Origin of the sequence: Aestuariirhabdus sp. LZHN29, from assembly GCF_049985285.1 — a bacterium.
In the GTDB taxonomy this organism is placed as follows: Bacteria; Pseudomonadota; Gammaproteobacteria; order Pseudomonadales; family Aestuariirhabdaceae; genus Aestuariirhabdus.
Genome location: NZ_JBNIEU010000002.1, coordinates 909,743 through 928,527 on the forward strand (window position 1 = coordinate 909,743; position 18,785 = coordinate 928,527).

At 58.6% G+C, this 18,785-nt stretch carries 19 protein-coding genes; 16 read left to right on the forward strand and 3 right to left on the reverse strand.

Features of this window, described 5'->3' with window-relative positions; genetic code table 11:
- The first annotated feature begins 101 nt into the window (after window positions 1-101).
- On the forward strand, window positions 102-443 hold the full coding sequence (locus ACP3PW_RS11015; RefSeq protein WP_426416743.1) for a zinc ribbon domain-containing protein YjdM: 342 nt from the start codon (window positions 102-104) through the stop codon (window positions 441-443).
- A 109-nt stretch (window positions 444-552) separates the two neighbouring features.
- On the opposite strand, the gene ACP3PW_RS11020 is transcribed toward ACP3PW_RS11015, so the two are convergent.
- Together ACP3PW_RS11020 and ACP3PW_RS11025 are read right to left on the reverse strand one after the other, a co-directional pair.
- Window positions 553-1,872 carry an aminotransferase class III-fold pyridoxal phosphate-dependent enzyme gene (locus ACP3PW_RS11020; RefSeq protein WP_426416744.1) on the reverse strand — a complete coding sequence of 440 codons (1,320 nt, stop codon included), beginning with the start codon at window positions 1,870-1,872 and terminating at the stop codon, window positions 553-555.
- Window positions 1,873-2,048: 176 nt separating this feature from the next.
- Window positions 2,049-2,288 (reverse strand): hypothetical protein, encoded by a 240-nt coding sequence (locus ACP3PW_RS11025; RefSeq protein ID WP_426416745.1) that lies wholly within the window; start codon window positions 2,286-2,288, stop codon window positions 2,049-2,051.
- A 361-nt stretch (window positions 2,289-2,649) separates the two neighbouring features.
- Between ACP3PW_RS11025 and ACP3PW_RS11030 the strand changes: the two genes are divergently transcribed.
- The 15 genes from ACP3PW_RS11030 to ACP3PW_RS11100 all read left to right on the forward strand — a co-directional run bounded on the left by ACP3PW_RS11030 (window position 2,650) and on the right by ACP3PW_RS11100 (window position 16,552).
- On the forward strand, window positions 2,650-3,555 hold the full coding sequence (locus ACP3PW_RS11030) for an EamA family transporter (RefSeq protein WP_426416746.1): 906 nt from the start codon (window positions 2,650-2,652) through the stop codon (window positions 3,553-3,555).
- A 3-nt stretch (window positions 3,556-3,558) separates the two neighbouring features.
- Entirely contained in the window at window positions 3,559-4,026 is a 468-nt protein-coding gene (locus ACP3PW_RS11035; RefSeq protein ID WP_426416747.1) for a flavodoxin family protein, read from the forward strand.
- A 345-nt stretch (window positions 4,027-4,371) separates the two neighbouring features.
- On the forward strand, window positions 4,372-5,613 hold the full coding sequence (gene urtA, locus ACP3PW_RS11040) for an urea ABC transporter substrate-binding protein (protein ID WP_426417039.1): 1,242 nt from the start codon (window positions 4,372-4,374) through the stop codon (window positions 5,611-5,613).
- Window positions 5,614-5,734: 121 nt separating this feature from the next.
- Window positions 5,735-7,360, forward strand: coding sequence for an urea ABC transporter permease subunit UrtB (gene urtB, locus ACP3PW_RS11045; protein ID WP_426416748.1), 1,626 nt, complete (start codon window positions 5,735-5,737; stop codon window positions 7,358-7,360).
- Window positions 7,361-7,363: 3 nt separating this feature from the next.
- On the forward strand, window positions 7,364-8,452 hold the full coding sequence (gene urtC / locus ACP3PW_RS11050) for an urea ABC transporter permease subunit UrtC (protein WP_426416749.1): 1,089 nt from the start codon (window positions 7,364-7,366) through the stop codon (window positions 8,450-8,452).
- Window positions 8,449-9,279, forward strand: a complete 831-nt coding sequence (gene urtD / locus ACP3PW_RS11055) for an urea ABC transporter ATP-binding protein UrtD (protein WP_426416750.1) — start codon at window positions 8,449-8,451, stop codon at window positions 9,277-9,279. Before urtC ends, urtD begins: the two co-directional genes overlap by 4 nt.
- Window positions 9,280-9,282: 3 nt before the next feature.
- A complete protein-coding gene (gene urtE / locus ACP3PW_RS11060; RefSeq protein WP_426416751.1) occupies window positions 9,283-9,978 on the forward strand; it encodes an urea ABC transporter ATP-binding subunit UrtE in 696 nt (231 codons plus the stop codon).
- A 371-nt stretch (window positions 9,979-10,349) separates the two neighbouring features.
- On the forward strand, window positions 10,350-11,249 hold the full coding sequence (locus ACP3PW_RS11065; RefSeq protein WP_426416752.1) for an urease accessory protein UreD: 900 nt from the start codon (window positions 10,350-10,352) through the stop codon (window positions 11,247-11,249).
- Between the two features lie 57 nt (window positions 11,250-11,306).
- Window positions 11,307-11,609, forward strand: coding sequence for an urease subunit gamma (gene ureA, locus ACP3PW_RS11070; protein ID WP_426416753.1), 303 nt, complete (start codon window positions 11,307-11,309; stop codon window positions 11,607-11,609).
- Window positions 11,610-11,664: 55 nt separating this feature from the next.
- Window positions 11,665-11,988: an urease subunit beta gene (locus ACP3PW_RS11075; RefSeq protein ID WP_426416754.1), complete on the forward strand. Its 324-nt coding sequence runs from the start codon at window positions 11,665-11,667 to the stop codon at window positions 11,986-11,988.
- On the forward strand, window positions 11,988-13,694 hold the full coding sequence (ureC, locus tag ACP3PW_RS11080) for an urease subunit alpha (RefSeq protein WP_426416755.1): 1,707 nt from the start codon (window positions 11,988-11,990) through the stop codon (window positions 13,692-13,694). Before ACP3PW_RS11075 ends, ureC begins: the two co-directional genes overlap by 1 nt.
- A gap of 33 nt (window positions 13,695-13,727) precedes the next feature.
- Window positions 13,728-14,342, forward strand: a complete 615-nt coding sequence (ureE, locus tag ACP3PW_RS11085; RefSeq protein WP_426416756.1) for an urease accessory protein UreE — start codon at window positions 13,728-13,730, stop codon at window positions 14,340-14,342.
- Window positions 14,339-15,004 (forward strand): urease accessory protein UreF, encoded by a 666-nt coding sequence (locus tag ACP3PW_RS11090; protein ID WP_426416757.1) that lies wholly within the window; start codon window positions 14,339-14,341, stop codon window positions 15,002-15,004. Before ureE ends, ACP3PW_RS11090 begins: the two co-directional genes overlap by 4 nt.
- A gap of 45 nt (window positions 15,005-15,049) precedes the next feature.
- Window positions 15,050-15,688 (forward strand): urease accessory protein UreG, encoded by a 639-nt coding sequence (gene ureG / locus ACP3PW_RS11095; protein WP_426416758.1) that lies wholly within the window; start codon window positions 15,050-15,052, stop codon window positions 15,686-15,688.
- Window positions 15,689-15,970: 282 nt separating this feature from the next.
- Complete coding sequence (locus tag ACP3PW_RS11100) at window positions 15,971-16,552, forward strand: DUF1415 domain-containing protein (protein ID WP_426416759.1); 582 nt, start codon at window positions 15,971-15,973, stop codon at window positions 16,550-16,552.
- Window positions 16,553-16,873: 321 nt separating this feature from the next.
- Here the strand turns inward: ACP3PW_RS11100 and ACP3PW_RS11105 are convergent, their stop codons facing one another.
- A complete protein-coding gene (locus ACP3PW_RS11105) occupies window positions 16,874-18,661 on the reverse strand; it encodes an ABC transporter transmembrane domain-containing protein (protein ID WP_426416760.1) in 1,788 nt (595 codons plus the stop codon).
- Window positions 18,662-18,785 lie beyond the last annotated feature (124 nt).

Genomic DNA, 18,785 nt, shown 5'->3' on the forward strand with positions numbered 1-18,785 from the left:
GGTATGGAGTGGGTTGCCAGTCGCGGTCTTCGTCTGAATAGCGCAGTGCCTTTGGAAGCGCAGGGCGCTGTTTCCATCTTATTGATAACAGGAGCCATGCCATGGCCGATTACCCCGCCTGCCCAAGCTGCAGTGCCGAGTACACCTATGAAGACCGGGGGTTGTATGTCTGCCCCTCCTGCGGTCACGAGTGGTCTTCCGAAACCATCGCCGAGGAGGTCGAGGAGGGACTGGTTGTGCGCGATGCCAACGGCAACCCGCTCGCCGACGGCGACAACGTGACCCTGATCAAGGACCTGAAAGTGAAGGGTTCCTCGTCGGTGATTAAAGTGGGCACCAAGGTTCGCATCAACCGCCTGGTTGAGGGTGACCATGACATCGATTGCAAAGTTGATGGCATCGGCCCGATGATGTTGAAGTCGGAGTTCGTTAAAAAAGCCTGATCAGGAGCTTCGTGGGGCGGGGAGGTTGAGCCCGTACCAGGGTTCAGGGCCATAAAAAGGCCGGCAGCAATGCCGGCTTTTTTGTCTCTTTATTGCGGAGGGGATGGCGTTAGCCGATCACCTCGGCGATCGAGAGGCGCAGGCGTTCGATAAAGAGGTCGATCTCCTGCTCGCTGATGGTCAGGGGTGGCGACATCACCAGGGTATCGCCAACCCCGCGGCATAGAAGGCCGTTTTTGAAACACTGGTTGTGAACAGGTACGGCGGGTCCAGCCGGGAATCGACTGTCGGCGGCAAAGGTGACGGCGCCGAGCAGGCCGAAGTTGCGGATGTCGATCAGGCTGTCGATATCGCGCAGTCCGTGCAAGGCGTCCTCCCAGTATTGGCCGATTGGACCGGCAGCACGGGTTAGCAACTCCTCCCGCGCATAAATTTCCAAGGCAGCCAGACCCGCAGCAGAGGAGACCGGATTCCCGGAGTAGGTATTACCGTGGAAAATCTCGGGCCCGCCGGCCGGTGCGGCGTCGAAAATGACTTGCTGGATCTCCTCACGCATAAACACACCACCCATGGGGACGGTGCCGCCGTTGATCGCCTTGGCGCAGGTGATCAGATCCGGGGTGACCCCCATCGATTGTGCGGCAAAGGCCGCGCCGGTGCGACCGAAGCCGGTGACAACCTCATCGAAGATCAGCAGGATATCGTGCTGGTCGCACAGCTCACGCAATGCCTGCAGGTAGCCCTTGGGCGGGGGTACCATGCCGCCGGCGCCGACACAGGGCTCGACCACTACAGCGCAGATGTTTTCCGCACCGCGCTGGGCGACCAGCTTGTTGAAGGCCGCTTGCAGGCGGTCGGTGCCGTGCTCGGGCAGGCCCCGGCTAAACGCGTTACGGTCGATATCCAGCATGTCCGGCAGGAAGTCCACCTCATCGTAGACCGGAAAGCCTTTACGGTTGTTGGGTAGCCCCTGTAGCGAAGTGCCCCCCATATTGATGCCGTGATAGCCTCGCTCGCGGGCGATAAACCGGGTCTTGCTGGCTTTGCCGCGGGCGCGCTGGTATTGGTAGGCAATCTTGATCGCCGTATCCACCGACTCGGAGCCGGAGTTGGTGAAGAAAACCCGGTTTAGCTCGGGCGGTGCCAGCTTTGCCAGCTGCTCTGCGAAGCGGAAGGTGACCTCGTTACCGAACTGGAAAGGGGGGGCAAAATCCAGCGTCATCAGCTGGTTGCTAACGGCGTCGGCCACTTCCTGGCGGCCGTGTCCCAGATTGGCACACCAGAGACCGGCGGTAATATCCAGCACATCGCGACCATCATCGGTATAGAGAAAACAGCCTTCGGCGCGGGTAAAAATTCGAGGGTTGTCTCGAAATGCCCTGACGTTGGTAAAGGGCTGCCACCAGTGCTCGAGGTTCAACTGTGTCATGCCGATGCTCCTTTGGGTTAACGGCTATAAAAGTAGGGGTATTATTCTATAGCAGTTGTCCGTCTGTGCAATCTTGTTGCGGGTTTGACGTGGGGAGCGCATAAAAGACCCAGACCCAAAAAGGGGGCTGCTTGCGCATCCCCCTTTGGTCAGCTTGGGCGTTACATTCTGTTGAATTAGCGGCCTTCGGCGTGGCAGGCGCGTTTGGCGGCTTCCGCCTCAAAGGCGATCTCTTTCATGCCCCAACCGTCGTCGTCAGCAGCGTGCCCGTAGTAATGGTTGCTGTTGTTGGTGTAATCGTTACGGGTATCGATCGCAACCTGGCGGCACTCGTCAGAATATCCAACGGGCTCGTTATTCATCGCCTCGACACCAACTAAGCCTGCGAACGTAGCAGCAAATACAGCACCTAACATAATCAATCCCTCCATCGGAGAACAGTAAAATAATACGCTTGCAAAACAGTGGTCCTGGCGTTCAATTTGCCGATGGTTGGTCCGTTTTGCTGATGGGGTTATTAGACGTGAAGGCGGCTTTTTGCACTATACGTAATGGTGCGAAATGCTGTGTGAGTAGTACCTATTCTGAGCGTGTAGATGCTTATGCCGTGCATCCAGGCTGTAAAAACTGCCGTGGAGTTCTCGCCCTGCTACTATTGCGGCAACCAATGGCAGCAACTAATGGCGGCAACCCTGACCGGGCAACGGAAAAGGCTTTCGTCGGGCAACGGCAGGGGAGGTCCCTGGCCCCAAGCTGGCTACAAGGCGGTTTAAAAATATGGTGTTTCGAGACTGGGTGCTGGCGCTAATGGTCGTGGTAGCGTGGGGCTTCAATTTTGTGGTGATTCGCTGGGGACTCGATGGCATGCCCCCAATGTTACTGGGGGCGCTGCGCTTCGCCCTCGTGGCTTTTCCGGCCCTGCTGTTTATACCGCGCCCCAAGCTCCCCTTGCGATGGTTGTTTGCCTATGGCATGACGATTAGTTTTGGTCAGTTTGCGTTGCTGTTTGGGGGGATGTATTTAGGAATGCCCGCAGGATTGGCGTCGCTGGTACTGCAGGCTCAGGTTTTGTTTACGTTGCTGTTTGCAGCGTTGCTACTGGGTGAGCCACCGCGGCCGGAGCAGTGGCTGTGCCTGTTGGTGGCATCGGCAGGACTATTGATGCTGGCACTGCAGGGGGGAGGGGGTGGCAGCTCAATGACACTGATCGGTTTTCTACTCACGATTGCTGCCGCCGCCAGTTGGGGCTTGGGAAATATTATCAATCGTCATATTGGCTCCATGGGCAGCGTCAACCTGATGGGGTTGGTGGTGTGGGGTGCGCTGATTCCTCCCGTACCCTTTATGCTGTTGTCGCTCTGGCTCGAAGGTCCGGCATTGGTGACAGAGAGTCTGCTCAACATCAGCCTGCAGTCGGTATTGGTATTGGTTTACCTTGCCGCGGTGGCGACCCTGTTTGGTTATCGGGTCTGGGGCGGCTTGTTAACCCGCTATTCGCCGGGAGTGGTGGCCCCTCTTACGCTTCTGGTTCCCGTGGCGGGACTCCTGTTTGCAGACCTATTGCTGGATGAGCAGTTGAGCGTACTGCAATGGGCAGGGATCGCCCTGGTTATGGCGGGCCTGGCGATCAACCTGTTGGGGGGGCGCTTGCGTCAACGAGCTACACTGAGTAGCAGGAGGTAATCCATGTCGGCCAGTAAACAGCTGTTAATCGTCGCCCATACACCCTCGCCCAATACCCTGTCGCTGGCCCAGGCGGTTCGGATTGGAGCGGAGTCCGAGGCGCCTTCGGTGCGGGTGACCCTGATTCCACCGTTGCAGGCCACCTGTGAGGATGTTCTTGCTGCCGATGCCATTATCCTCGGGACCACCGAAAACCTGGGTTATATGAGTGGTGCCCTGAAGGATTTCTTTGATCGTATCTACTACCCCTGCCTGGAGCTGAAACAGGGGTTGCCCTATGCCCTCTATATTCGTGCCGGTCACGATGGTACCGGCACGCGCCGAGCCGTGGAGACCATCACCACCGGCCTGCGTTGGCGCGCGGTGCAGGAGCCGCTGGTCTGTCGCGGGGAATTTGACCCGCAGTTTCTTGAGCAGTGTCGCGAGCTGGGTATGGCGATGGCGGTGGGGCTCGATACGGGAATTATCTGAATCCGGTGGCTCGTATGAGCGAGTGTTTTCGCCATCAACTGCATTTTTCTTGTGCATTGTTATATTCCTGACAAAAGATGCGCCCTCTTGGGGCAGGCTTAAAAAAGCCTGCGCCAGTTCGGTGCCAATGAGTATTTCTCATCTTGATATATTTCACGGGAGTGCCTCGAAACCCTTGCGCTAGAGCGCTTTGGTAATGTTGGTCTGTCCTTTGCAAATACCTGTTTGACCAGTTGGGTTGTAATACGACAAAACCAATAATCCGAAAATAGATGCACAGGAGTTATCATGGGATTCTCTCGAGTCACGTTTAAGAAGACATTGCTGGCGCTGGGTACCAGCGTGATGGTTGCCGGAAGCAGTATGGCAATCGCTGCCGAAACCATCAAAGTCGGAGTGCTGCATTCGCTCTCCGGCACCATGGCGATCAGTGAGACCACTCTGAAGGATACGATGGAGATGTTGATCGCAGACCAGAACGCCAAGGGTGGTGTGTTGGGTAAGCAACTCGAAGCGGTCGTTGTCGACCCCGCCTCGAACTGGCCGCTATTCGCGGAGAAAGCCCGCGAACTGATCGAGAAGGAAAAGGTCGATGTTATTTTTGGCGCCTGGACCTCGGTGTCACGCAAGTCGGTACTGCCGGTTATCGAAGAGCTCGATAGCATTATGTTTTATCCGGTACAGTACGAAGGTGAGGAATCCTCTAAAAACGTTTTTTACACCGGTGCTGCGCCTAACCAGCAAGCAATCCCCGCCGTGGATTACCTGAAAGATGAGCTGGGTGTTGAGCGCTGGGTGTTGGCAGGAACCGATTACGTCTATCCGCGTACCACCAACAAAATCCTCGAAGCCTACCTCAAGGCGAACGGTGTTGCCGAAAGCGACATCATGATCAACTATACTCCCTTCGGTCATTCCGACTGGCAGAGCATCGTTGCAGACGTAAAGAAATTCGGCAGTGCCGGCAAGAAAACTGCAGTGGTTTCCACTATCAATGGTGACGCCAACGTACCTTTCTACAAGGAGCTAGGCAATCAGGGTATCTCTGCTGAAGATATTCCTGTGGTAGCTTTCTCGGTGGGTGAGGAGGAGCTTTCCGGTATCGACACCAAGCCGTTGGTGGGTCACCTCGCTGCCTGGAACTACTTTATGAGCGTCGAGTCTGATACTAACGCTGAGTTCATCGAAAACTGGCACGGCTTTATTAAAAATGATGAGCGTGTAACCAACGACCCAATGGAAGCCCATTACATCGGTTTCAATATGTGGGTACAAGCGGTCGAGAAAGCCGGCACTACCGATCCCTCCGCAGTGCAGGATGCGATTATCGGTGTTAGCGTTCCCAACCTGACCGGCGGTTATGCCACCATGGCGCCTAACCACCACATCACCAAGCCCGTTTTGATCGGTGAGATTCAGGAAGATGGTCAGTTCCAGGTCGTGTGGGAAACCAACGGCACTGTACTGGGTGATGCCTGGTCCGACTTCCTCTCCGGCTCCAAGGACATCATCTCCGACTGGCGTGCACCGCTTTCTTGCGGTAACTACAACGTCAAAACCGGTAAGTGCTCCGGCCAAAACTTCTAATCCTGTTCTGCGACGACAACCCTGACGTTGTCGTCGCATCCTCACTCCAAAGCTTACGCATCCTGAGCCCCAAGGGGCCACCATAGCGCGTCATTAGAACGTGCCCAAGGACCGTACCCCTATGCCTGCCTTTCATTATTGCGCGCGACTGTTACCGCTTTTCTCCCGTCTGCTCTTTTGCCTGGGTGTTCTATTTTGCTCATCGGTTCAGGCGGCCACCGAGTTCGAGCAGGGCATTGAGTTGCTTAAACAGGGTAAACTCAAGCAAAACCCTCGTGCCATCGAACTGATCATCGCTAGCGAAGATCCACGCGCCCTTAGCCTTCTACTTCCAATGCAAAAGGGAGCGCTTTACCTGCATAAACCCTCTAAAGCACTGGTTCTTGTCGAAAGAAGCGACAAAAAATATCTACTAACCGACCTTCTCACAGGGGAATCATTGGGAGCGGTTAGCAAAAGAATGATCAAGAAAGTCCCCATTAACAACCGTCTGCGTAACCAGCTCAAGGCGGCGATAGCACTGCTACAGATGGCCAGCCCAGAGCCGGCATTACGGTTGCAATCGGTGCAGGCGCTGCTGCCGGAGGTGGGCGTTGATCATGTTGAGCTCTTAACCCTGCGACAGCAGAAAGAGACCGATGCTGAGGTCTCCGCATTGATCTCGGTAGCGCTGTCCCTGGCCGCTCTCGAAAGTGATGCGCCCGGCCAGCGCATGGGCGCTGCCGAAGCTTTGGGCGAGAGTTTGCAGCCCGAGGTACGCAATCGACTGACCGCATTATTGGGCACCGAAAGCGATAAAAGGGTAAAGGCCACGATCGAAGATAGCCTGCAGCGTATCCAGCAGCGGGTCGACCTTTTTGGTCATATGGAGACCCTCTATTTCGGGGTTAGTCTGGGCTCTGTGCTGGTGCTCGCGGCCATTGGGCTTGCCATCACCTTTGGCGTCATGGGTGTGATCAATATGGCCCACGGCGAGCTCATCATGCTGGGTGCCTACACCACCTATGTCGTGCAACAGTTGATGCCCAATCATATCGAGTACTCGTTACTGGTAGCGGTACCTGCCGCGTTTATCGTCTCGGGCCTGGTGGGTATCGCCATTGAGCGCGGCGTTATTCGTTTCCTTTATGGGCGTCCGTTGGAGACTCTGCTCGCCACCTTCGGTATCAGCCTCATTTTGCAGCAAGCGGTACGAACGATCTTTTCGCCACTCAATCGAAGCGTCGAGACTCCGGCCTGGATGAGTGGTGCGCTGGAAATTAACAGTGTGCTTTCCCTCACCTTTAACCGGCTCTACATCATTATTTTCTGCCTGATGGTGTTTGCTGCACTCTTTATGGTGCTGAAGAAAACCCGCCTCGGTTTGCAGGTCAGGGCTGTGTCGCAAAACCGTGAGATGGCTCGTGCCATGGGGGTGCGTTCGCAGTGGGTCGATGCCATGACCTTTGGTCTCGGCAGCGGCGTTGCCGGGGTAGCAGGGGTTGCCCTGAGCCAGCTTACCAATGTCGGTCCCAACCTGGGGCAGGCCTACATCATCGACTCCTTTATGGTGGTGGTGTTTGGCGGGGTCGGTAATCTCTGGGGTACGCTGGTCGCGGGGTTGTTCCTAGGTATCGGTAACAAGGTACTCGAGCCCTGGTCCGGGGCTGTACTGGCCAAAATCCTGGTGCTGATCTTTATCATCCTCTTTATCCAGAAGCGACCCCGCGGACTCTTTCCGCAGAAGGGTCGGGCTGCGGAGAACTAATCGATGCTACTCGACAAGCTGTTTATGAACGATCGTGGTGGCCAGATCCTGATTGGCTCGCTACTGCTTATCACGACACTGGTAACCCTGTTAAACCTGTTTGCCCCTCCCGGGAGTGCATTTCATGTGCCCACCTACACGGTAACCCTGTTGGGTAAATACCTGTGCTACGCACTGTTGGCGGTGGCACTGGATCTGGCCTGGGGCTACCTCGGAATCCTGAGTCTCGGTCATGGAGCCTTCTTTGCCCTCGGTGGCTACGCCATGGGGATGTACCTGATGCGCCAGATCGGTGATCGTGGGGTATACGGAAATCCCGATCTGCCCGATTTTATGGTGTTCCTCGACTGGCAGGAGTTGCCCTGGTTCTGGAGTGGCTTCGATAACTTTGGTTTTGCCATGATCATGGCGCTGTTGGTGCCGGGTCTACTGGCCTTCGTGTTCGGGGCGCTGGCGTTTCGTTCGCGGGTCACCGGGGTCTATCTGTCGATCATTACCCAGGCGCTCACCTACGCGCTGCTACTGGCGTTTTATCGCAACGAGATGGGGTTTGGCGGTAACAACGGTCTTACCGATTTCAAAGAGCTGCTGGGTTTTAGTCTGCAGTCCGATACGACCCGCCTGATGCTGTTTATCGCTTCGTCCCTGGCGTTGATCGCAGGCTACCTGATCTGTCGCGCCGTGACCCGCTCGCGCCTGGGCAGAGTCTGTGTGGCGATCCGTGATAGCGAAAACCGGGTGCGTTTTATTGGTTACCGGGTCGAGCGCGTCAAGCTGGCGGTCTTTACTCTGTCGGCGGCACTGGCGGGGGTGGCCGGTGCGCTCTACGTACCCCAGGTGGGCATCATCAACCCCAATGAGTTTTCACCGCTTAACTCCATCGAAGCGGTGGTGTGGGTGGCGGTCGGTGGTCGGGCAACCCTCTATGGAGCGGTAGTGGGTGCGCTGCTGATCAACTATGCCAAATCCTATTTCACCATGGCGATGCCCGAGGTATGGCTGTTCGCCCTCGGTGCCATCTTCGTACTGGTGACGGTGTTCCTGCCCAATGGCATTGTGGGGCTGTTCAAGCGCAAGGAGGCCAAGGCATGAACATGATCGAATCCTTTCGTCACTACACCCGCCGGGACCAGGTGTTCGATTTTTTGATACCGCCGGCGATCAGCAACCTCGACCTGTCGAAAAATACCATTCTCTACCTCGAGGGGCTTAACGTCAGCTTTGATGGATTCAAGGCGATTAATGATCTTAATCTCTACATCAAGCCCGGCGAACTGCGCTGTATTATCGGCCCCAATGGTGCCGGTAAAACCACGATGATGGATATCATCACCGGCAAGACTCGCCCCGACAGTGGCAGTGCCTTTTTTGGGCGTCGTATCGATCTGTTGCAACTGAGTGAGGCGCAAATTGCCGAGGCGGGGGTGGGCCGAAAATTCCAGAAGCCCACGGTATTCGAACCCCTCAGCGTGTTCGAAAACCTGGAGCTGGCGATGTCCGGTGACAAACGGGTGTGGACCACGTTTCGGGCCCGTGTTGGTGCCGAACAGCGCGATCGCATCGAGGCGACCCTGCAGCAGATCGGTCTCAAGGATAGCGCGCAACAGCGCGCAGGCGCGCTCTCCCATGGCCAGAAACAGTGGCTGGAGATCGGTATGCTGCTGATGCAGGAACCCGAACTGCTCTTGATTGACGAGCCGGTGGCCGGCATGACCCATCAGGAGATGGACCGCACCGCCGAGCTGCTGCTGTCGTTGGAGGGTAAGCACTCGGTAGTGGTGGTGGAGCACGATATGGATTTTGTGCGCTCCATCGCCCGTACCGTGACGGTGCTGCACCAGGGCAGTGTACTGGCCGAAGGTACGATGGATCAGGTGCAAGCCGATCCCCGTGTTAAAGAAGTCTATCTGGGGGAGTAGGGGATGTTACAGGTTCAGGGTATCAATCAGTTTTACGGGGCGAGCCATATTCTGTGGGATCTCGACCTCAATGTCAGCGAAGGCCGTTGCACCTGCCTGATGGGGCGTAACGGAGTGGGCAAGACCACGCTGTTGAAAGCGATTATGGGGTTGCTGCCGGTGGCATCGGGAGGTATCGCCTTTAACGGTAATGACCTGCTCGGCCAGTCGGCGGAGCGCCGTGCCAGGCTGGGGATCGGTTACGTGCCCCAGGGGAGACAGATATTCCCCCTGTTGAGCGTGGAGGAAAACCTGCAGATCGGTCTGCCCGCGCGGAGCGATAAGGCGCGCAGCATCCCCGGGTATATCTTCGAACTGTTTCCGGTACTGAAGGAGATGCTGCACCGCCGTGGTGGAGACCTCTCCGGCGGCCAGCAACAGCAGTTGGCGATCGGTCGTGCGCTGGTGACTGATCCCTCGCTGTTGATTCTGGATGAGCCCACCGAGGGGATACAGCCCAATGTGGTGCAGGAGATCGGCGAGATTATACGCAAGCTCAACCGGGAGATCGGCCTAACGGTCTTGTTAGTGGAGCAAAAGCTGCCCTTTGCTCATAAGGTCGCCGACGACTTCTGCATCCTTGAGCGAGGCCGTAACGTCGCCACCGGTGAGATGAGTCGCCTCAGCGAGGAGCTGGTGAAACAGTACCTTACCGTATAGATCTGAGCATAGGTGCAGACACAGATACAGACACAGGTTTTTGGTTTGGGTTGTGCGGGGCAACCGCGTCCGGTGGGAGGGTGCTACCTTGCACCTTCACGGTGCGCGCCATTTGGGCGCGTGCTCATCTTTGGTGCGGAGACTGGCGGCAGATGAGTGTTGCTCAACTCTACCCCTCAAGCAGGCTCAGGCTTTTGGGGGAATCACAAAACTGGTCTGTGCTTTGCAAACCCAATTGTATCGTCCGTCACTGCACCCGGTTGACGGCCCCGTTACAGGATCGAGGCAATAGTATCCATGCAGTGTTTGCATATCGTAGTTAGGGTTGACTCCTTGCAAGGCCGCCGCTGTCCAGTGGGAGCCTCCCGCCGATGAACGCCGTTACGCCCCTGTGTTGCGACACCCCTGAAGCGATGGCGCCTGAACCTGGCTTTGGCCAGCAACGCCAATGGCTGGCATCGCTGGAGCTGGGTTTCGACCTTCGCGGCGGGCGTACCGCGCTGCACCATCTACTGCACAAGGGGCCCCTGCGGGTGCAGAAGCCCTTTTACCCCGAGGGCGATTGCTGCCATGTCTATCTGTTGCATCCTCCCGGTGGTCTGGTGAGCGGCGACCGGCTGGCGATCGATATAGAGCTGGGGCAGGAGAGTGCCGCCCTTATCACCACACCGTCGGCGGGTAAGATCTACAAGGGCGACAGCAATGGTGTCGCCCAGCAGCAACGGGTTGAAGCCCGCGTCGCCCAGAGAGCCGCCTTGGAGTGGTTACCCCAGGAGACGATTCTGTTCGATGGAGCCTTGGGGCGCACCCACACCCGGATTGATCTTGCCGACGACGCTCGCTTTATCGGCTGGGAGCTGATCAGTCTCGGCCGCCCTGCCAGCGAGGAGCGGTTTGAGCGCGGCAGCATGTTGCAGCAGGTGAGTCTCTATCGTAATGGTAAGCCGCTGTTACTGGAAAAGCAGGATCTCTACGCGGGCAGTGAACTGGCCCGCCAAGCCTGGGGGCTCGGCGATAACGTCGTCACCGGCAGTGTCTGGGCCAGTGGGTTCGATGCAGAACCGCTGCAGTTGATCGACAGGCTGCGTGAGCTTATTAGCAGCGATACCGATGCCCGTTACGCCATCAGTTACCGTCGTGATGTTCTCTGTATCCGCTATCTGGGGGATGAGATGGAAGCGGCTCGTAACTATTTTACGGCGGCCTGGCAGTGCATCCGCCCTGTTTTATTACAGCGCCAGGGAGAGTTGCCGCGTATCTGGTTAACCTAGCCTGGCCACGCAGTCCGCTTCAGCCCTTAGCCAACAACAATTGTTAACGGAACCATTATGGAATTAACGCCCCGCGAAAAAGACAAACTGATGCTATTTACCGCCGCCCTGTTGGCAGAACGACGCCGCGCCCGTGGCGTCAAGCTCAACTACCCGGAGTCGGTGGCCCTTATAAGCGCCGAGATCCTCGAAGGTGCCCGCGATGGCAAGACCGTGGCAGAGCTGATGAGTTACGGCCGCACCATCCTGACCCGCGACGAGTTGATGGAGGGGGTGCCCGAAATGATCGACGAGATTCAGGTGGAAGGCACCTTCCCCGATGGCACCAAGCTGGTCACCATCCACGATCCGATTCAGTAGCACCACCGTTTTAGCAACGGCGGTTAACTCAAGCACAGCACACAGGGAGAACCCGATGCATCCTGGTGAAATGAAGATTAAAGCGGGGCAGATCGAACTCAACCCCGGGCGTGAAACCTGCACCCTCAAGGTGGCCAACAGCGGCGATCGTCCGATTCAGGTAGGTTCCCATTATCATTTTTTTGAGACCAACCCCGCCCTCGATTTTGAGCGCGACCTCAGCCGCGGCTTTCGACTCAATATCGCCGCCGGTACCGCGGTGCGATTCGAACCGGGCCAGAGTCGTACCGTAGAGCTGGTGCGCTATGCAGGTAAACAGCGCATTTTTGGTTTTCGCGGTGATGTAATGGGTGACCTTAACCCGCAGGGAGAGAGCTGATGGCGACGATTTCACGACAGGCCTACGCCGAGATGTACGGCCCCACCAGCGGCGACCGGGTGCGCCTGGCCGATACCGAGCTGTGGATCGAAGTCGAAGAGGATTTCACCCACTACGGTGACGAGGTAAAATTTGGCGGCGGTAAAGTAATTCGCGATGGCATGGGTCAGAGTCAGGGGCTGTCCAGCGCCGTGGTCGATACCCTTATCACCAACGCCCTGATTCTCGACCACTGGGGGATCGTCAAAGCCGATGTGGGGATCAAGGATGGACGCATCGTCGCCATCGGTAAGGCGGGTAATCCCGACACCCAGCAAGGGGTAACCATCGAGGTAGGTCCCGGCACCGATGTGATCGCCGGCGAAGGCCAGATCCTGACCGCCGGTGCGATAGACTCTCATATTCACTTTATCTGCCCGCAACAGATCGACGAAGCCCTGATGTCAGGCGTGACCACCATGCTCGGCGGTGGCACCGGTCCCTCCACCGGCACCAACGCCACCACCTGCACGCCCGGGCCCTGGAATATCGGCAAGATGCTGCAAGGCACCGATCACCTGCCGATGAACTTTGGTTTTCTTGGCAAGGGTAACGCCAGCCTGCCCGCCGCACTGGAGGAGCAGTTGCTCGCCGGCACCATGGGGCTAAAACTGCACGAAGATTGGGGCACTACCCCGGCCTCAATCGACAACTGCCTCAGCGTAGCCGATCGTTTCGATGTTCAGGTGGCGATTCACACCGACACCCTCAACGAGTCGGGTTTCGTCGAAGATACCATTGCGGCCTTCAAGGGGCGTTCGATCCACACCTACCACACCGAGGGGGCGGGCGGAGGCCACGCGCCGGATATCATCAAGGCCTGCGGACTGCCCAATGTGTTGCCATCCTCCACTAACCCGACCCGGCCCTATACCCATAACACCGTGGATGAACACCTCGATATGCTGATGGTGTGTCATCATCTCGACCCCAACATCCCCGAGGATGTAGCCTTCGCCGACTCACGTATCCGCAAGGAGACCATCGCCGCCGAGGATATCCTTCACGATCTGGGCGCCTTCTCCATGATCGCTTCCGATTCCCAGGCGATGGGGCGGGTAGGGGAGGTGATCATCCGCACCTGGCAGTCCGCCCACAAGATGAAGGTGCAGCGGGGCCTGCTGGCGGAGGATGTGCAGCTAGGTGCCGATAACTACCGCGCCAAGCGCTATATCGCCAAATACACGATCAACCCGGCACTGGCTCACGGCATCGCCCACGAGGTGGGTTCGATCGAGGTGGGCAAACTGGCTGACCTGGTGCTATGGAAGCCCCGCTTTTTTGGCATTAAGCCCTCGCTGATCATCAAGGGCGGGTTTATCGCCGCCGCCCCCATGGGCGATCCCAATGCTTCCATTCCCACCCCGCAGCCGGTTCATTACCGCCCCATGTTCGGCTCATCGCCAGCGGCGGCCGCGGCCACCAGTCTCACCTTCGTGACCGCCGCCGCTATGGAGCGCGGTCTGGAGGCGTCCCTCAAGCTGGAACGTCGCCTCGCCGCCTGCCAGGGGGTGCGTCAGGTCGGCAAAGCGGACATGGTGCACAACAGCTATCAGCCGCAGATGGAGGTCGACCCGCAAACCTACGAGGTGCGCGCCGACGGCCAACTGCTCAGCTGTGAACCCGCCACCGAGCTGCCCATGGCCCAACGTTACTTCCTGTTTTAGTCGCCCACTGCGCCACCACGAGAGACCCTGCCTATGTTGAAGATTGTCCAGCGCTTGCAGCCCAACCCGCTTTCGGTCGTCGGAACCCCTGCCGCCGCCGGGGTGAAGGATACCCCCAGCGATACCCTCAGCTTGCCCTTCGAGTTGCGTTGCAAAGGGCGTTTTCGCGCCCGCACCGACGGGGGGCAGGATGTCGGTGTTTTTATCGAGCGGGGCCAGGTGCTGCAGGATGGCGAGCTGTTAAAGACCGAGTGCGGCCAGCTGATTCGGGTTCGCAGCCAGCGGGAAACCCTGGTCACCGCCCGCTGCGATGACTGGCTGGCATTCTCCAAGGCCTGTTATCACCTGGGCAACCGTCATGTGCCGCTGCAAGTGGGGGAGCGATGGCTGCGTTTTCAGCCGGACCATGTGCTGGAGGAGTTGGTACGCTTGCACGGTCTCGAGGTGATCACCGAAGAGGCACCCTTCGATCCGGAAAATGGCGCTTACGGCCATCTGGGTGGGCATCAGCATCAGCACGATGAACCGCAGGAGGCGCAGGTACAACAAGCGCCCAACTCCCATCAGGGAGACAACCACAGCCATCACCATGACGGTCATGGCCACGATCATTGTCATTCCCACTCGCTCGGGCAGGGCACCCCATGACGCCACCGCTGCTGCACCTGCTGCAGTTGGTGAGCCCCTCGCTACCGATCGGTGCCTTTGCCTACTCCCAGGGGCTGGAGTACGCCATCGACGGGGGTTGGCTAACGCAGGAGGGCAGCCTCGAAGCCTGGATGAACGGTGTCATGGAGGAGGGGGTAGGCCGGGTTGACCTGCCCCTTATCCTGCGCCAGATGCGCGCCTGGAAAGCCGGCGATCAAGCCGCCCTGGCGCACTGGAACCAGTGGCTGCTGGCCAACCGCGAAACCCGTGAACTGTTGCAGGAGGAGTTGCAGCTGGGGGGAACCCTTACCCGCTTGCTGCGCTCCCTTGAGGTGCTGCCCCCCGCGCGGCCGCTACCCGAGGAGCCCGCTTACTGCACGCTGTTTGCGATCGCCGCCTGCCATTACGGCATCAGCGAGTCCGAGGCATTGCAGGGGTTTTGTTGGAGCTGGCTGGAGAATCAGGTAGCGGTGGCCTGCAAAACCGTCCCCCTGGGGCAGACCGCCGCACAGTTACTGCTGCAACGCCTGATGCCCACGATCGCCCTGACCTGCGAGCGCGCCCTGCTCCTGGACGATGAGGCGATGGGTGGCACGCTGCCCGGTTTCGCCATCGCCAGCGCCCACCATGAAACCCAGTATTCCCGGCTGTTTCGCAGCTAGCCCAACAGATAAAACGCCAAACGAACAAACAGAAGGAGTTATGCCATGAGTCAACAGTGTTTACGGGTCGGGGTCGGTGGACCGGTAGGGTCCGGGAAAACCGCGCTGCTAAAAGAGTTGTGTCAGGTGCTGCGTGATCACTACAACCTGGCGGTGGTGACCAACGATATCTACACCCGCGAGGATGCCCAGTTTCTGCTGCGCCACGAAGCACTGGAAGCTGACCGCATCATGGGGGTGGAGACCGGCGGTTGTCCCCACACCGCGATTCGCGAGGATGCCTCCATGAACCTGGCCGCCATCGACGAGCTGCAAGCGCGCCATCCCGGACTAGAGCTGGTACTGGTGGAAAGCGGCGGTGACAACCTGAGCGCCACCTTCAGCCCCGAGCTGTCAGACCTCACGCTCTATGTGATCGATGTCTCCGCCGGCGACAAGATCCCCCGTAAGGGCGGCCCCGGTATCACCAAGTCGGATCTGCTCATCATCAACAAAACTGATCTCGCACCCCTGGTGGGCGCCGACCTGGATGTGATGGACCGAGACGCGAAAAAGATGCGCGGTGAGCGCCCCTTCGTGTTCAGCAATCTCAAGTCGGGACAGGGGTTGCAGTCGATCATCGACTTTATTATCGAGCAGGGGATGCTGGCGCACAGGCTGGGCAACGTCGAGCAGAGCGCTTAGGGTGTCTGGCAATCCGCTATGGGGTAGCCTATCGGTTTGACCCGAGGTCAGCCGCCTATGGCCATGGCGCTGGGTATCCGTTTTCGGGTGGGGCCGGTCGCGTCTTTGAGGGTTCGTTTACCCTGCACGAACTTTGTTGTCGCGACCAGTTTGTAACCGGGGGCTCGGAACTGGGTCGGCTGATCGTTTTTGGGGCACCGGTCGTCAACCCACGGTGCTATAGCCGCAAGGAAGGGGTACACTCGCTTTTTAATTTTTCGGCGAGCCTTACAGGAACCCCCTATGTCCACCTCAGAGTCGGTCTCTCACACTGCATCCGAGCTTCACCCGGCCGCCCGCATCACCAGTAACTGGGTTGAGCGGGTGGTGGTAGGGCTTAACTTCTGTCCCTTCGCCAAGCGCGAATTTATGCAGGAGCGTATCCACTACCGGGTCATGGAATCCGATGCGGATACCGCCCTGCTGTCGATGCTCAACGAGTGCCAGCGCCTGGATGAAGAGCCCGAGATCGAAACCACCCTGCTGATTTTTAACGATAGCCTGCAGGACTTTGACGACTTTCTGGTGTTGGTGGACATCGCCACCGAACTGCTGCGGGAGCAGGGCTACGAGGGGATCTACCAGCTGGCAACCTTTCACCCTGACTATCGCTTCGCCGGTTGCCCCCCGGATGACCCGGCCAACTACACCAACCGCTCCCCGTATCCCATGTTGCACCTGATCCGCGAAGCCAGCCTGACGCGGGTGCTGGCCAACCATCCTGACCCCGACTCGATCCCCGACACCAATATCGAAAAAGCGCGGGAGATGGGGCTAGGGAAGTTGCAATCCTTGCTGGCCGGGTGTGTAGAGCCGGGTTCGTAGGCCTGATCTGCCGGCGTTTGTTCTGATTGAGGGTACCTTGTGCACACAAGGTTTCGCTCTTGAGGGCGACTTCATTTCTTTGTCGCACGACAAAGAAACCGAAGCAAAGAAAACGTGCCCCATTTCAGTGGCCTTCGGCTGCACTGCGCAGCAAGGCTAGAATGCGGGCGGCTCGAGGGGACTCCTGTCCCCGCGACCCGGTTCGACCTCCTTGTCTCACCCCTTTGGGCCTTATCGCATTCTAGCCATGTTGCTTGTCGCTGAAACAGGGGGGCAGGTTTATAGGCACAAGCGTCCTTCGCCAACCGGTCGTTGCGACGGCTATTGCTCCCGGGTGGGCACCTCGGGCTCCTTGAATTGCAACTCCGCCAGCCGTCGATAGAGCGGTGAACTTAGCAACAACTCCCGATGGGTGCCCTGGGCGACTACGCGTCCCTGATCCATCACTACGATGGTATCGGCGTGGAGGATGGTGGCCAGGCGGTGGGCAATAATGAGGGTGGTTCGGTTTTTCATCAGCGCTTCCAGCGCTTGCTGCACATGGTGCTCGCTCTCGGCATCCAGCGCACTGGTGGCTTCGTCCAGCAGCAGGATTCTGGGGTCCTTGAGGATCGCACGGGCGATCGCCAGACGCTGCTTCTGCCCGCCGGAAAGCCGGGTGCCCTGTTCCCCCAAATGGCTGGCGTAGCCGTCGGGCAGGGCGCTGATAAACTCGTGGGCGTGGGCGGCCTGGGCGGCGGCGATCACCTCCTCGTCGCTGGCGTCGGGCTTGCCGTAACGGATGTTGTACCAGACATCGGCGGTAAACAGCGCCGGCTGTTGCGGCACCACTGCTATCTGCTCGCGCAGCCAGCCGGTATCCAGCTCACGGATATCCACCCCCCTGAGGCGAATGCAGCCCTGTTGCGGGTCGTAAAACCGTTGTAGCAGTTCGAACAGGGTCGATTTGCCCGCCCCCGAGGGGCCAACCAGCGCCAGACTTTGACCCTCCTTTACCCGCAGCGCCAAATCGCTAAGGGCGGCGGCGTCCGCTCGGGAGGGGTAGTGAAAACTCAGCGCCTCCAGCGCCAGGATCGGGCCATCGCCCCCGGGGGCGAGGTCGTCGGTAGCCGGGACATCGCTGGCCGGGGGGATCAGCGCGGTCACGTTGAGCAGGCCGATCAGGCGTTCGGTGGCCCCGGCGGCCCGTTGCAGCTCGCCGTACACCTCGGAGAGGGTGGCCACCGCCATCGCCATCATAATGGCGTAGAACACGAAAGCTCCCAGCTCGCCGCCGCTCATGCGCCCGGCCAGCATGTCATTGCCCCCCACCCAGAGCATTCCGGTAATAGCGCCAAACACCATCAGGATCACCACCGCAATCAGCAGCGCCCGCTGCCGCACCCGCTGACGGGCGATCACAAAGGCGGCCTCCACCTCCTTGCCGAAGGCTCCTCGCTCATGCTCTTCCCGTGTGTAGCTCTGCACGGTCTTGATGTGCTGAATAATCTCGCCGGCGTAGCTGCCCACATCGGCGATGGAATCCTGGCTGCGTTTGGAGAGCCTGCGCACCCGCCGCCCGTAAAGCAGCACCGGCAGCAACACCAGCGGCACGCACACCAGCACCATCAGGCTCAGCTTGAGGTTGGTCACCAGTAGCAGGATCAGCGCCCCCACAAAGGTGAGGCAGCTTCGCAGCGCCATCGAAAAGGAGGAGCCGATGATGGTCTGCAGCAAGGTGGTGTCGGTAGTCAGCCGCGACATAATCTCGCCACTGCGGTTGGACTCGAAAAAGCTGGGGTGCAGGGACACCACATGGTTAAACACCGCCTTGCGCAGGTCGGCGCTCACCCGTTCCCCCAGCCAGGAGACCAGATAGAAACGGGTAAAGGTACCCACCGCCATCAGCAGCGACAGCCCGATAATAAAGAACACCGCCTGCCGCAGCGCCCCATGGGACTGGGCCACAAACCCCTCATCGATCAGCAGCTTCACCCCCTGTCCGATCGACAGCGTCACCCCGGCGGTGAGGATCAACGCCACCGCCGCCCCCACCAGCGTGCCCCGGTAGGGGGTAACGAACTGCCACAGCTGCAGCAGAATGGAGAGGGATTTTTTGGGGGTGGTCATACGGGGGTGGCTACGCAGTAAAGGTAAGTGACCCTAGTGTATGTCGCTGGGGGTGGTTTACAAGAGTCGCTTTTGCGGAGTTCGATAATCGCTGCCTGCTGACATGTGTCAACAAACTGTACCT